This window comes from Desulfoglaeba alkanexedens ALDC, assembly GCF_005377625.1.
GTDB lineage: Bacteria > Desulfobacterota > Syntrophobacteria > Syntrophobacterales > DSM-9756 > Desulfoglaeba > Desulfoglaeba alkanexedens.
In genome coordinates this window covers 2,427,855-2,441,399 of record NZ_CP040098.1, presented here as the reverse complement: position 1 = coordinate 2,441,399, position 13,545 = coordinate 2,427,855, and the positions used below count along the sequence as shown (strand labels likewise).

Annotated in this window: 10 protein-coding genes; 2 read left to right on the top strand and 8 right to left on the bottom strand. The window is 59.6% G+C overall.

Annotated elements, in window-relative coordinates; genetic code table 11:
* Positions 1-17: 17 nt before the first annotated feature.
* The gene (locus FDQ92_RS15980; RefSeq protein ID WP_137425807.1) at positions 18-482 is read right to left on the bottom strand and encodes a pilin; all 465 of its coding nucleotides are present in this window, start codon (positions 480-482) and stop codon (positions 18-20) included.
* A 1,021-nt stretch (positions 483-1,503) separates the two neighbouring features.
* Between FDQ92_RS15980 and FDQ92_RS11015 the strand changes: the two genes are divergently transcribed.
* Positions 1,504-2,160 (top strand): pilus assembly protein PilP, encoded by a 657-nt coding sequence (locus FDQ92_RS11015; RefSeq protein ID WP_137424936.1) that lies wholly within the window; start codon positions 1,504-1,506, stop codon positions 2,158-2,160.
* A 30-nt stretch (positions 2,161-2,190) separates the two neighbouring features.
* Here FDQ92_RS11015 and lspA read toward each other — a convergent pair whose 3' ends face one another.
* The 7 genes from lspA to pilB all read right to left on the bottom strand — a co-directional run bounded on the left by lspA (position 2,191) and on the right by pilB (position 12,893).
* Entirely contained in the window at positions 2,191-2,697 is a 507-nt protein-coding gene (gene lspA, locus FDQ92_RS11010) for a signal peptidase II (RefSeq protein ID WP_137424935.1), read from the bottom strand.
* A gap of 1 nt (position 2,698) precedes the next feature.
* Complete coding sequence (ileS, locus tag FDQ92_RS11005; protein ID WP_137425806.1) at positions 2,699-5,494, bottom strand: isoleucine--tRNA ligase; 2,796 nt, start codon at positions 5,492-5,494, stop codon at positions 2,699-2,701.
* A 541-nt stretch (positions 5,495-6,035) separates the two neighbouring features.
* On the bottom strand, positions 6,036-7,670 hold the full coding sequence (gene groL / locus FDQ92_RS11000) for a chaperonin GroEL (protein ID WP_137424934.1): 1,635 nt from the start codon (positions 7,668-7,670) through the stop codon (positions 6,036-6,038).
* A 71-nt stretch (positions 7,671-7,741) separates the two neighbouring features.
* Complete coding sequence (groES, locus tag FDQ92_RS10995) at positions 7,742-8,032, bottom strand: co-chaperone GroES (RefSeq protein ID WP_137424933.1); 291 nt, start codon at positions 8,030-8,032, stop codon at positions 7,742-7,744.
* Positions 8,033-8,162: 130 nt separating this feature from the next.
* Complete coding sequence (locus FDQ92_RS10990; protein WP_137424932.1) at positions 8,163-9,872, bottom strand: ATP-binding protein; 1,710 nt, start codon at positions 9,870-9,872, stop codon at positions 8,163-8,165.
* A 2-nt stretch (positions 9,873-9,874) separates the two neighbouring features.
* Complete coding sequence (locus FDQ92_RS10985; protein ID WP_137424931.1) at positions 9,875-11,092, bottom strand: type II secretion system F family protein; 1,218 nt, start codon at positions 11,090-11,092, stop codon at positions 9,875-9,877.
* A 100-nt stretch (positions 11,093-11,192) separates the two neighbouring features.
* Complete coding sequence (gene pilB / locus FDQ92_RS10980) at positions 11,193-12,893, bottom strand: type IV-A pilus assembly ATPase PilB (RefSeq protein ID WP_137424930.1); 1,701 nt, start codon at positions 12,891-12,893, stop codon at positions 11,193-11,195.
* Between the two features lie 277 nt (positions 12,894-13,170).
* Between pilB and FDQ92_RS10975 the strand changes: the two genes are divergently transcribed.
* A complete protein-coding gene (locus FDQ92_RS10975) occupies positions 13,171-13,458 on the top strand; it encodes a PxxKW family cysteine-rich protein (protein ID WP_137424929.1) in 288 nt (95 codons plus the stop codon).
* The last annotated feature ends 87 nt before the right edge of the window (positions 13,459-13,545 follow it).

Here is a 13,545-nt window from a genome sequence, read left to right as displayed (position 1 = left end):
TCTTGGCCGATGCAGCGCTATTCCAAACCCATTTCTTCGGCCAGGTCACCGCTGTAATGCCAGATGAGACCTTTGCCTCCCTGGGTGTCCGCGACGACGTTAAACGAGAGAGTGTCGGCGTCGCTTCCTGACTTCTTGAGTTTGGCGAGAGGTGTGCAGGTACCCGCTCCGTCAGGGTCCAAAGTAACGGTGAAGGAGCCGTTAGAGTCCCAGTCGGCTGGCCAAGTCACATTAAAGCACCTCGAGTCGGCGTCACTGGTAATATTCTCCAGTGTGGTGTCGCCGGTCGGTAAGTCACCCTTCACGCTGTAGTAAGTCGTGAGACCAGTGAGGATGCCGCGCACACCCGGAATCACTAGCTGTTGGAAGCGGGCCCTGGCAACGTAGCGCTGGTAGGCAGGAATGGCCACGGCGGCCAAAATGCCGATGATGGCCACCACGACCATGAGTTCCACCAGAGTGAAGCCTTTACTCTCCTTCATTTTGATGAACATGGTGATTCCTCCGTTGAGTTGCCTGCTTTCGGGATGTCTTCCTCACACACGGTTTCGCCCCTGCCTTTTTTGGAACAGCCCTCCTTTCCCGGTTCAAAATGGGTCGATCCTTCGCCTACACAATCGGCCGTTCCGGATTTTCACTTAAGCAATGCATGCGCCACCAAACGGCGAAAGAAATAGGCATGACGTTTCAACCACTTGGCTACGCCGGACCGAGAGACCGTCCCCGGCCGACTGACGAATCCGGGAAGGCAGGTGACGTTTTTTGTCAGTTTCGGGACAACCTGCTGCGGCGCCGACTTTCGGGCGTGGAACACCGTTCCCCCTTGTTCCCAAGCCAGAGCTTGGGAACGACGGGAATTCTATTTCCCCTCCCCTTGTGGGAGGGGATTAAGGGGAGGGGAACGTAACTGATTGACAAGCGTTAATTTTCTCACCCTCACCCCAACCCTCTCCCATCAAGGGAGAGGGGGATTTTTTGACCTTGTTCCCAAGCCCTAGCTTGGGAACGAGGGGAGTTCTATTTCCCCTCCCCTTGTGGGAGGGGATTAAGGGGAGGGGGGAGAGGGGGATTTTTTGACCTTGGTCGCAAGCCCTAGCTTGCGAACGAGGGCAATCCTATTTCCCCTCCCCTTGTGGGAGGGGATTAAGGGGAGGGGGGAGAGGGGGATTTTTCCGCCGGCCGTTTCGCGCCTCGGGCACGGCACAGGGGCCAAAGATCGCCGGGGAAACAAGGCAACGAACACTCAATACATCCGAAAAAACGGCCGATAAAAGGCCATAGACGCCTTCCGTTTGAAGGCGGGCGGGGTTCCGGCAGGTTCGTACCACCGCATTCCGTTTTTTTCTTCTTGTTCCCAAGCTCCAGCTTGGGAACACAGCTGTGCAGAAGCTCCAGCTTCGATTCCCATGAGGCGGTTCCCAATCTGGAGCTTGGGAACGAGGGGAAAAACGTGTATAAGGAAGCGGGAAAAGGACGGACTCCACGCGTCAAGGAGCGTGCGCCTTGAAATGCGCAGGAGGACGGGCGATGATCCTGGCCCTTTCACTGATCCTGGTGTTTTCGGCCGGCATGCCCTTCGCGCCTTGCGACGCCTTCGCTCAGCAAACGCCTCCGGCCGAAGTACCGTCCCAGGAAGCGCCGCTCACGTCCCAAGCATCGGAGGTGCTTGAGCCCGAACCTTCCGAAGCGACGGAGGAACTGTCCCCGGAGGAGATGCTGGTCCTCAGGAAACGGCAGCTTGAAGCGTTGCTTTCCGATGCGTTCCACTACCATCCGCGGGGCATGCTGAATCCGTTCGTTCCGTTCATTACGCCTGGAACCACCGCTCCCGAGTTTGCACCCATGGATGAAGGCACCCTGCCGCCCGGGCCTCAACGCCCCCTCACGCCGCTTCAGAAAATGAGCCTCGACGAGATCGAAAGAGGACTACGGGCGATTCTACTGGGCGAGATGGGAAAGCGCGCCTTGGTGGAAGACGCGGCGGGGAAGGGCTACATCGTTCAGGTGGGGACGCTCATGGGCAAAAACGACGGCGTGGTGGTGGACATCCTCCCGGACCGCTTGGTGATCCAGGAGCGGTTTTGGGATAGCGACGCCCGGGACTGGTCCTACAAGACGGCTTCTGTCTGGTTGAAAAAAGAGGAAACGGCCAAACAATGATCGAAAAGGCGGCGAACGTCGAGCGCCCGGTCATCGTGATCGAAGAATGGAAATGAGGAGGATGCCGGCCCCTACCGTGATGGCGCTGTCGGCCACGTTGAAAGCCGGCCAATGGTACGGACCGATATGGAAGTCCAGGAAATCCACCACGGCGCCCAACCGGAGCCGGTCGACGAGATTTCCCAGCGCTCCCCCCAAGATGAGAGCCAAAGCGGCCCGTTTCGCCTTTTCCCGCCCTCCCGTCGTCCGATAGAGGTACAGCAAGGCCCCCGCCGCCACAACTCCGACTCCGATGAAGAAGACCTGCCGCCCCAGCGTCGGGGAACCGGCGAGAAAACTGAAAGCCGCCCCGGTATTTCGCACGTGGACCAGGTTGAAGAACCCCGGAACGACCTCCTGGTGCGTGTAAAGCGGGAGAAACCGGGCGATGACAAATTTTGTCACCTGGTCCAGAAGAAGGGTTCCACCCGCCAGGGCGACCAGCAACCCGGCGGGAGACTGGAATGTTTCCTTCGGGCCGGACGCTTTTCGAAGCATTTCAGGCTCCGTCCCCTTCCAGCACCCGCACACAACGCCCGCACACCGTGGGGTGTTCGGCCGCATCCCCTACCGTTGGTGACCTGACCCAGCAGCGTTCACACTTCGGCGCGTCCACCGGGGTGACTCCCACCAGAAGTCCGGGAACGGCTTCACCGGCCGGCGGCTCGGAGAGCCGCGCCGCGTCATCCGTACACTCCACGGCGGAAACGATGAAAACGGTCCGGAGCAATTCTTCCTGGCCGGCAAACTCCTCCTGGAGTTCCGGGGGAAGCCGCAATCGGACACGGGCGTCCAGGGGGTGGCCGATGATCTTTTCGCGGCGCGCGGCTTCCAGGGCTCGGCTCACATCGCTACGCATCGCCAGAATCTTCTGCCATCTCCGGTTCAGGGCCTCGTCCTTCAGGGCCGGATCCGGGTCCGGAAAAACCTCCATATGCACGCTCGCCGAGCCCTTTGCCGGAAGATGCCACCAGGCCTCTTCCGCCGTAAAGGAAAGGATGGGGGCCATCAGGCGAAGAAGCGCCGTGAGGATGGCGTGCAGAGCCGTCTGAGCGGAACGTCTTTCGGCGCTTTTGGCAGCCGACGTGTACAACCGGTCTTTCAGAACATCCAGGTAGAACGCGCTGAGATCCACCACGCAGTAGTTGTGAACGGCGTGGGTCACGCGGTGGAATTCGAAACGGTCGTAAGCCCGCCGAACCTTTTCGATCAGTTCCTGGAGCTGATGCAGAGCGAAGCGATCCAGTTCTTCCATCTCACCGTAGGGAACGGAATCCTTCGATGGATCGAAGTCGTGGAGATTGCCGAGCAGAAAGCGCCAGGTGTTTCGGATGCGCCGGTAGGCCTCGCTCAACCGCTTCAGGATATCGGGGGAAATCCGGATATCGTCCCGGTAGTCTTCCGCGGAAACCCAGAGCCGCAAGATCTCAGCCCCGTAGTCTCGGATGATTTCGTCGGGCACGATCACGTTCCCCAGCGACTTGGACATCTTGTAGCCCTGCCCGTCCACCACGAACCCATGGGTCAGGACCGCTCGGTAAGGCGCACGGCCGCGGGTTCCAACCGACGCCAGGAGCGATGAATGAAACCAGCCGCGGTGTTGGTCACTTCCTTCCAGGTAGAGATCGGCGGGCCACCGAAGATACGGCCGCTTTTCAAGCACGGCCGCGTGAGACACCCCGGAATCGAACCAGACGTCCAGGATGTCGTTTTCCTTGGCGAAGGTTCGGCCGCCGCACTGCGGGCAGACCGTCCCTTCCGGCAACAGTTGATCCGCCGGCCGATCGAACCAACAGTCCGCCCCCTCGGCTTCGAAAAGCTTCACCACGTGAGCGAAGATTTCGGGGGATGCCAGGAGTCCTCCGCACTGGGAACAGGTGAAGACGGTGATGGGGACCCCCCACGCGCGCTGACGGGAAATACACCAGTCCGGCCGGTTCTCGATCATCTGGTAAATGCGGTCCCGGCCCCAGGTTGGAACCCACTGCACCTCGTCGATGGCCTGAAGCGCCTTCTGCCGCAGATCGTTCTTTTCCATGGAAATGAACCACTGTTCGGTGGCTCGGAAAATAACCGGCTGCTTGCACCGCCAGCAGTGAGGATAGCTGTGCTCGATTTCCGTTTCATGGACCAGCCGCCCCATTTCCCGCAGCTTGGCATTGACGGCCTTGTTGGCTTCGAAAACGCGCATGCCGGCAAAGAAGGGGACCTCATCGAGGAAGCGCCCTTCATCGTCTACGGGCGAATACACATCCAAACCGTATTCCAGGGCCATGTCGTAGTCTTCCCGGCCATGTCCCGGAGCCGTGTGCACGCAGCCCGTCCCGGCTTCCAGGGTCACATGGGCGCCCAGAACGATGAGAGACGTCCGATCCAGAAAGGGATGACGGCAGCGAAGGCCCTGGAGTTCCCCGGCCCGGAACGTTCGAAGGACCTTGAAATCGCTGATGCCGAAAGCGCTCATGCACGTTTCCAGGAGTCCTTCCGCCAGGATGAAGATTTCCCCGCCCGCTTCCACGGCCACGTAAGTGAAGTCAGGATGCAGCGTGATGGCGAGGTTCGCGGGGAGGGTCCACGGGGTGGTGGTCCAGATCAGGACGGAGACCTCGCGTCCGGAAAGTTCCGGGAATTTCGCCGCGCTTTCCGCTTCCATGGGAAACTTCACCGTGATGGAAGGCGACAGGTGATCACGGTATTCCACTTCCGCTTCGGCCAGCGCCGTGCGGCAGTCAGCACACCAGTAGATGGGCTTCTTGCTCCGCACCACACTCCCGAGTTCGAAAAACCGTCCCAGCTCCCGGGCGATGGTGGCTTCGTAATCGTAGGACATGGTGAGGTATGGGTTTTCCCATTCCCCCAGAACCCCCAGGCGCTTGAACTCCTCGCGCTGGATGTCGATGAACCTTTCTGCGTAGCGACGGCAGTGCCGGCGGATTTCCACCTGGGTCATGTCCTTTTTCCGCTCGCCCAGTTCCTTGTCCACCTGGTGTTCGATGGGAAGCCCGTGACAGTCCCAGCCGGGAACGTAGACGGCATCGAAACCGCTCATCTGGCGGTTCTTGACGATCATGTCCTTCAAAATCTTGTTGAGAGCGGTCCCCAGGTGGATGTGGCCGTTGGCGTAGGGCGGGCCGTCATGAAGAATGTAGCGCGGCCGGCCCTTGCTCCGCGTTCGCAGCTCCCTGTAGAGACCCATTGCTTCCCATGCGGCGAGGATTTCCGGTTCTCGCTTCGCGAGATTCGCCTTCATGGGAAACGCGGTCTTCGGAAGATTCAGAGTATCCTTGTAATTCAGGGTTTTGCCTTGGGTTTTTCCCATGCCGCCAACGCCTCCTTGATGCCGAGCCGTAACCGAAGGAATAGTCGCGCCTGCAACCGTCCGAAAACAGAACGGATATTTTTAGCACAGCCCGACTCGGAGTCAAGACGGAGTTCGCGACATCCGCTCCAGGAAAAGTCGGCGCCCCCTCCCCTTAATCCCCTCCCCTTGTGGGAGGGGATTAAGGGGAGGGGAACGTAACTGATTGACATACGTTAATTTTCTCACCCTCACCCCAACCCTCTCCCATCAAGGGAGAGGGGGATTTTTTGACCTTGTTCCCACGCTCCAGCTTGGGAACACAACTGTGCAGAAGCTCCAGCTTCGATTCCCATGACGCCGTTCCCGGGCTGGAGGTTGGGAACGAGGAGGAAAGTCGGCGAAGAGAGAAACCACCGCAGAGACACCAAGGGCGCAGAGAAAAGGCCTTCCTCTGCGCCCTCCGGGGTGTGGTTCGCTTCGGCACCACGCCTGGAAGCGCGGTGCCGACCGGTTTCCTTCGGTTTGAAGCCGATGTTTAGTACATGCCGCCCATGCCGCCCATGCCGCCGGCACCGCCCATTTCAGGCTTCTCGTCCTTCTTGGGAATATCGGCCACCATGCATTCGGTGGTGAGCATGAGAGCGGCCACGCTGGCGGCGTTCTGGAGCGCGGAACGGGTCACCTTGGTGGGGTCGATGACCCCGGCTTCGATCAAGTCGCAGAATTCGCCGGTTTCGGCGTTGAAACCGAAGGCATCCTTTTCGCCCTTGATCTTCTGGACGATCACGGAACCTTCTTCGCCGGCGTTATTGGCAATCTGGCGGGCGGGTTCTTCCAGAGCCCGGCGGATGATATTGGCGCCCAGTTTTTCTTCCTGATCCACGTCGAGGTTTTCCAGGGCACCCAGGCAGCGCAGATAGGCGACACCGCCGCCAGGAACGATGCCTTCTTCCACAGCGGCCCGCGTCGCATTGAGCGCGTCTTCCACCCGGGCCTTCTTTTCCTTCATTTCGGATTCCGTCGCAGCGCCCACGCTGATGACCGCCACGCCGCCCACCAGCTTGGCCAGCCGTTCTTGGAGCTTTTCACGATCGTAGTCGCTCGTGGTCTCCTCGATCTGGGTCCGAATCTGGCGCACCCGGCCCTCCAGAGCCTTCCGGTCTCCGGCGCCGTCGATGATGGTGGTGTTGTCCTTGTCCACGCGCACGGTCTTGGCGCTTCCCAGATCGTTCAGGTTCACGCTTTCGAGCTTGATCCCCTTTTCTTCGCTGATGACCTGGCCGCCGGTGAGGATGGCGATGTCTTCAAGCATGGCCTTTCGGCGGTCACCGAAGCCCGGAGCCTTCACGGCGCAGACCTGGAGGGTGCCGCGCAGCTTGTTGACCACCAGGGTGGCGAGCGCCTCGCCTTCCACGTCTTCGGCGATGATCAGAAGGGGCCGCCCCATCTTGGCGATCTGTTCCAGAACCGGCAGAAGATCCTTCATGTTGCTGATCTTCTTTTCGTGCACAAGAATGAGGGGTTCGTTCAGGACCACTTCCATCTTTTCGGGGTCGGTCACAAAGTACGGCGAAATGTAGCCGCGGTCGAACTGCATCCCTTCGACCACTTCCAGGGTCGTTTCCATCCCCTTGGCCTCTTCCACCGTGATGACACCTTCCTTGCCCACCTTGTTCATGGCCTCGGCGATGATGTTGCCGATGGTGGGATCGTTGTTGGCGGAAATGGTCCCGACCTGAGCGATCTCTTTCTGGTCCTTGGTGGGCTTGCTGATCTTCTTCAGCTCGTCGACCACCAGCTTGACGGCCTTTTCGATCCCCCGCTTGAGGGCCATGGGATTGGCGCCCGCGGTCACCAGCTTGGACCCTTCATAATAGATGGACTGGGCCAGGATGGTGGCGGTGGTTGTTCCGTCGCCGGCCACGTCGCTGGTCTTGCTGGCGACTTCCTTGACCATCTGGGCGCCCATGTTTTCGAACTTGTCTTCGAGTTCGATCTCCTTGGCCACCGTGACGCCGTCCTTGGTCACAGTCGGGCCGCCGAAGGCCTTTTCGATGACCACGTTACGACCCTTGGGTCCGAGGGTCACCTTGACGGCATCCGCCAGGATATTGACACCGTTCAGCAGCGCTTCCCGGGCTTTCACATCGTAGATCAACTGTTTTGCCATAAGACAGACCTCCTCTCGAAAGGGTTCAGTGTTTCATTGGGTTGGACTGAGGCCACAACCTCGGCAGCCGATTACTTTTCGATGATGGCGAGAATATCGTCTTCGCGCATGATGAGGAGTTCCTGTCCTTCGACCTTCACGTCGGTGCCGGCGTACTTGCTGAAAAGAACGCGGTCGCCGGCCTTGACGTCCAAGGGGCGGCGGCTGCCGTCTTCCATGAGCTTTCCGCTTCCTACGGCGAGGATTTCGCCCTGGATGGGTTTTTCCTTGGCGGTGTCCGGAATGATGATCCCGCCGGCGGTCTTTTCTTCCTCTTCGATCCGTTTCACGATGACACGGTCATTGAGGGGCTTGAGGTTCATAGGCTTCACTCCTTTCGTCCATCTTGGGGTTTGGAGTCGCCGGCTTTCACCGGCACGCGTCCGTCTGTTAGCACTCGTTGAAAACGAGTGCTATATAATCCCAACGGCGGCGCTTTGCAAGGGGTAAAAATCAGGAAAGAGGAAAAAGGAGGGAAAAACAGGTGCCCTGCGGCGAGGTGCCCCGCACTTCGGCCCGCCCCCCGGCGGTTTCCATGAGGCGATAGACGATGCTCAAACCCAGCCCGAGGCCGCTTTCCTTGGTGGTGAAGAAGGGTTCGAAGATCCTGTCTGTAGCATCCCTGGCGATACCGGTGCCGGTGTCCTGAACATCGAGTCGAAGAAAGGCGGTCCCGTTTCCCTTCGACCCTTCACGAATCGAACGGATGGTAACCGTTCCCTCACCCGGCATCGATTCCAGGGAGTTCAAAAGCACATTCTCAAGAACCCGGCGGAAGTGGCTCCGGTTGATGACGACGCATTCATCGGGGCCGACCGCCACGTGCACCCGATGCTGCGGCAGAAGCCGCCCTTCGCGCTCCAAACCCGCCAGCACCTCTTCAATCGCTTCGGTCACCGCCACAGACTCCTTGAACCCTGCCTTCTGAGGTTCGCGAGCAAGCCACAGGAACTGGCTCACCAGCTCGTTCACGCGATCTATTTCCCGCGTAAGGATCGCGCCGAGCCGCGCCTTCAACGGATCGTCTTCCAGGTCCGCCTGGAGGATTTGGACCGCTCCGCTGATGGCGGCGAGCGGGTTTTTAATTTCATGGACCACTTCCGCGGCCATCTTTCCCGCAAACGCCAGTTGTTCCAGTCTCCGGAGGTGTTCTTCCAAGGCCTTGTAAGCGGTCTGATCCTGAAAAATCAAGATCCAACCCTCCAGGCCGTTTTCGCCTTCACCGGGCTGCAGCTTCGACAGCGTGTAGGCCAGGTGGGCGCACCGCCCGTCGGGGGCGTCGTAGCGCAATTCCTTCCCCCGGGAGGACGTTCCCGTCTCTTCCGGTTCGACCTTGGTTTCCACGTCCGCTCTCAGCGAAGGAAAGATCTCGCTCACGTGCCGGCCGATGAGGGTTCCCAACGGGCGGCCGAGGATTTCCTCGGCGGCGCGGTTGCCGTACTGGACCGTACCGTCGGTTGCGAGCCCTAGCAGCCCGCTTCCCATCCGGGTCACGATGCTCCGGTAGAGCGCTTCGATGCGACAGAGGTCGCGCTTCTGGCGCTTCACTTCCCGGCTGGACTTCTGAAGTTCTTCCGCCAGATATCCGCTGAGAAACGCCACCAGAAAGAACGCGGCCATGTGCATGACAAGCGCGTAGAAGAAGGCGCCGCTGTCGCGCGGAGGTGCGCCGTCCACGAAGTAAGCGTAGGGTGTGAGCCATCCGAAATACTGGAGGTCCATCACCAGGCCGTAGGCGAGGCAGGTCGCCGACGCGATCCAGAGGCTTCCGCGGCGTTGCGTCAGGACGGCGGCGCTGATGATAACGGGCATGTAAAGAAAGGAAAAGGAACTGTCCACCCCGCCGGTGAGAAGGATCACGGCCGTGACCGCCGCCACGTCGAAGAAGAGCTGAGCGTAGGCGAAGGTTTCGAGACGGCGGACGCGGCGAAGGCTCACCACGCCCACGAGGGTGAAGACGAATAGCACCCCTGAGAAGACGTAGAGGGGTTCCAACGGGGAGGAGGCCGGACTTTCCCGCCCTCGGAACTCGCACAGGAGGGTGAGGGTTAGGAAAAAGACGGCCATGAGAAGTCGGTAGAACAGAAGTCCCTGGATCCGCCTCTGCAGGGCGGCCGCACCGGCAACGGCGGGCAAGGTGGAACGGAGTTCTCCGGCCGCCATCTTCAAGCTCCGCGGGAGACCACGTCGGCGATCTGGAAGATCGGAAGGTACATGGCCACCAGGAGTCCTCCGATGGTGACGCCGAGAAACACAATGAGGAGCGGTTCCAGCAGGGAGGTGAGGGCTTCCACGGTGGTGTCCACTTCTTCGTCGTAGAAGTCGGCCACTTTTTCGAGCATGTTGTCCAGGGCGCCTGTGGCTTCCCCGACGGTCACCATGTGGATGACCATGGGAGGGAACATGCCGGATTCGGCCAGCGGATCGGCGATGGGCCGGCCTTGGGACACCGCGTCCCGGGCCCGGCGGATGGCACGCTCGATCACCGTGTTCCCCGCGGTGGCTGCGACCAGGTCCATGCTGTCGAGGATGGGCACCCCGCTTCCCAGCATGGTGCCCAGGGTGCGGCAAACCCGCGCCAGGGCCACCTTCTTGAGGAGCATCCCGAAGACGGGTAGCCTGAGAAAGATCCTGTCGGTGAGATGGCGGCCTTTGTCCGTTTTGCGGAAACGACCGAAGCCGACGGCCGCCAGGAAGACGCCGCCCAGAATCCAGTGGAAATAGTTCTGCACGAACTCACTGGCGGTGATCACGACAACGGTCAGAGTCGGAAGGGGTGCGCCGGCGTCGCGGAAGAGCCCTGCAAAGACGGGGATAACGTAGATCAGGATCACGGCGATCACAATCACCGCGATTCCCACCACCACCGCGGGGTAGGTCATGGCTCCTTTGACCTTCTTTTTCAGCTTGGCCACCTTTTCCAGGTAAGCGGCAAGCCGGTTGAGCGTCACGTCCAGGATGCCTCCGGCTTCCCCGGCGGCCACCAGGTTGACGAAGAGCTTGTCGAAGACCTTGGGGTGTTTCATCAAGGATTCCGAGAAGGTCATCCCTTCTTCCACGCTCTTTCGGATGTCCTTGAGCACCCTCCGGAAAGCCTTGTTTTCCGTCTGATCCCTGAGGATTTCCAGGCACTGGATGATGGGAAGCCCCGCATCGATCATGGTGGCGAACTGTCGGACAAAGAGCACCAGGTCCTTTTCCTGGACCTTTGGCTGCAGGAGAGGGATGTACTCCAGAATATCCTTGGGTTTGGGTTTGAGCGACTGGATATCAACGCCTTGGCGAACCAGCAGCTGCCGAGCGATGGCTGCGTTGTCGGCTTCGATTTCACCCTTGATCTTTTTTCCCTTACGATCGATTCCCCGCCATAGAAATTCCGGCATGATTCACTCCGCCGCCGGGCCGCGCCTGAAACGTGGGCCGGCCTTGCATCCGTTCGGTTTTTTCGCGGCTTCAACAATGTGTGCTTCGCCGCGATGCCCTTCAGTCCTTTATGGTGCTCCGGAGCACCTCTTCCACCGATATGGCGCCTTCCTTGAGTTTATTGATGCCGCTTCGCCTGAGGGTGGTCATGCCCAGCCGGATCGCTTCCCGTTTCAGTTCGGAGGCCGAAGCCCCGACCAGAACCAGTTCCCGGATTTCATCCTTCATGGGCATCACTTCGTAGAGGGCGATCCGTCCCCGGTACCCGGTACCGCTGCATGCCGGGCATCCCCTTCCCCGATAGCAGGGGAACGTTCCCACCTCGTCTTCGCCGACCCCCAGTTCCAGGAGTGCCTCCGGCGGCACATCTTCCACCACCTTACATTCCGGGCAGACCTTGCGAGCCAGCCGCTGGGCCAGCACCAGGTTCACCGCCGAAGACACCAGAAAGGGTTCGACGCCCATGTTGAGCAGGCGGTTCACGGTGCTTGGAGCATCGTTGGTGTGGAGCGTGCTCAACACCAGGTGCCCGGTCAGGGCGGCCTTGATCGCCACTTCGGCCGTTTCGAAATCCCGGACTTCCCCCACCATGATGATGTCCGGGTCCTGCCGGAGAAACGATCTCAAAGCCGCGGCAAAATTGAGTCCGATCGCATCGTGCACCTGGACTTGATTGATCCCCACCAGACTGTATTCCACGGGGTCTTCCGCCGTGGAGATGTTGTGGTGAATCTTGTTCAGTTCCGAAAGGGCACTGTAGAGCGTGGTGGTTTTGCCGCTTCCCGTCGGACCGGTCACCAGCACCATGCCGTAGGGGCTGTAGATCGCTTCCCGGAAGGCCTTGAGCTGTTCCTCCTCGAACCCGAGTTTCGTCATGTCGAGCTGCAGGTTGGATTTGTCCAGGAGTCGCAGGACCACTTTTTCGCCGAACAGGGTGGGAAGCACTGACACGCGAAACTCCATCTCGCTTCCCTTGGTCTTCAACTTGATGCGTCCGTCCTGAGGCAGTCGGCGTTCCGCGATGTCGAGCCGGCTCATGATCTTGAGGCGCGAGATGATGGCGTTTTTCATCTGGAGCGGCGGGCGCATCACCTCATAGAGCATGCCGTCGATGCGGAACCTCACCCGCATCTTTTTCTCGTAAGGCTCGATATGAATGTCGCTCGCCTGCTTGCGAATGGCGTCAAGAAGGATCAGGTTCACCAGCTTCACCACCGGGGCTTCCCCGGCGGCGTCTTCCAACTGACTCAGCTCGATTTCGTCCGAGGTGTCCACGAGGTCCACGTCCACTTCCTCGCGGATCATCCCCATAACCTCTTCCAGGCTCTCGTTGGCGTTGGACGCATACAAACGTTCGATGGCCCGTTTGATGGCGCTTTCCGGGGCCGCGTGGATCTGAACATTCTTTTGGGTGATGAATCGGATGTCGTCAATGACGAAGAGGTTTCCGGGATCCGACATGGCCACATGGAGTGTGTTGCCCACAAGGCCGAAGGGAACCACCTGATATTTTTGCACCACGTTTACCGGAATGAGTCCCGTTACGGCCTTCGATATGTTCAGCTTGGATGGATTGACCACGGGCACGCTGAACTGTTTGGAAAGGAACTCCACCAGGGTGGCTTCGTCAAGGAGTTCCCTCCGGATCAGGATGGCCCCGATCCGCTCCCCGCTTTGGCGCTGTTCTTCCAGGGCCAGATCCAGGTCCTCCTTGCTGATGAGACCGGCATTGATGAGCATCTGCCCGATTTTGTTTCGCATCCGGTTCGAATTCCCCGAGAGACAAGACAAGATTCGATACTCCGGCATGCCGCAGGCAAGACTCCGCCGCGGCCGGCCTGGAACACTTCCGACACCATGCAACCAGACACACCTAGGGAATCGCCAGAAAAGGGAAAAACTTTAACGATTCCTCGGAAAGGGGGCATCGGGCGGGCGCAAAATCTTTTCCAAATTCTCTTGACACCGAAAAACGGATGAATATGATTGCCGCTGTTGCGATGAGGGCTGAATTTCAACGAAACGGGAGGTAGTCGCCATGATATGCCAAACGGTGAAGGCGGGGCAAGAATGCGCCTTCATGACGAAGACGGGGTGTGGTTTCAACGGGGGCTCTTGCTACCCGGTGGTGGAACAATGTGAAGGTTGTCAGCGGATCGTCGAACTTCCGACCGGAAGGTTCTGCGCGACCTGCCCCAATCCGGCCATCAAGTGGAGGACCGGCTTCTGTAACTTCGCCACGCACGTAAAAGCGGAGACTTCGGCTCAGCAGCAGGCCAAGATCAACCCGCTCAAGGCTTCCAAGCGCACCGGTAAGCGTAAGTAGCCGGCCACTCTCGAGAGCAGATCCCGTGGGCTCCCAACCTGTGTGGTTTTGCTCTCTTTTTCTTCTTTTCATCCCGCCGATCTCATC

Bases quoted from the DNA above. Each gene is read 5' to 3' on its own strand.
- FDQ92_RS10975 (WP_137424929.1), top strand. From the start codon at position 13,171: ATGATATGCCAAACGGTGAAGGCGGGGCAAGAATGCGCCTTCATGACG.
- FDQ92_RS10985 (WP_137424931.1), bottom strand. From the start codon at position 11,092: ATGCCGGAATTTCTATGGCGGGGAATCGATCGTAAGGGAAAAAAGATC.
- lspA (WP_137424935.1), bottom strand. From the start codon at position 2,697: ATGCTTCGAAAAGCGTCCGGCCCGAAGGAAACATTCCAGTCTCCCGCC.
- groL (WP_137424934.1), bottom strand. From the start codon at position 7,670: ATGGCAAAACAGTTGATCTACGATGTGAAAGCCCGGGAAGCGCTGCTG.
- groES (WP_137424933.1), bottom strand. From the start codon at position 8,032: ATGAACCTCAAGCCCCTCAATGACCGTGTCATCGTGAAACGGATCGAA.
- FDQ92_RS15980 (WP_137425807.1), bottom strand. From the start codon at position 482: ATGAAGGAGAGTAAAGGCTTCACTCTGGTGGAACTCATGGTCGTGGTG.
- pilB (WP_137424930.1), bottom strand. From the start codon at position 12,893: ATGCGAAACAAAATCGGGCAGATGCTCATCAATGCCGGTCTCATCAGC.
- FDQ92_RS10990 (WP_137424932.1), bottom strand. From the start codon at position 9,872: ATGGCGGCCGGAGAACTCCGTTCCACCTTGCCCGCCGTTGCCGGTGCG.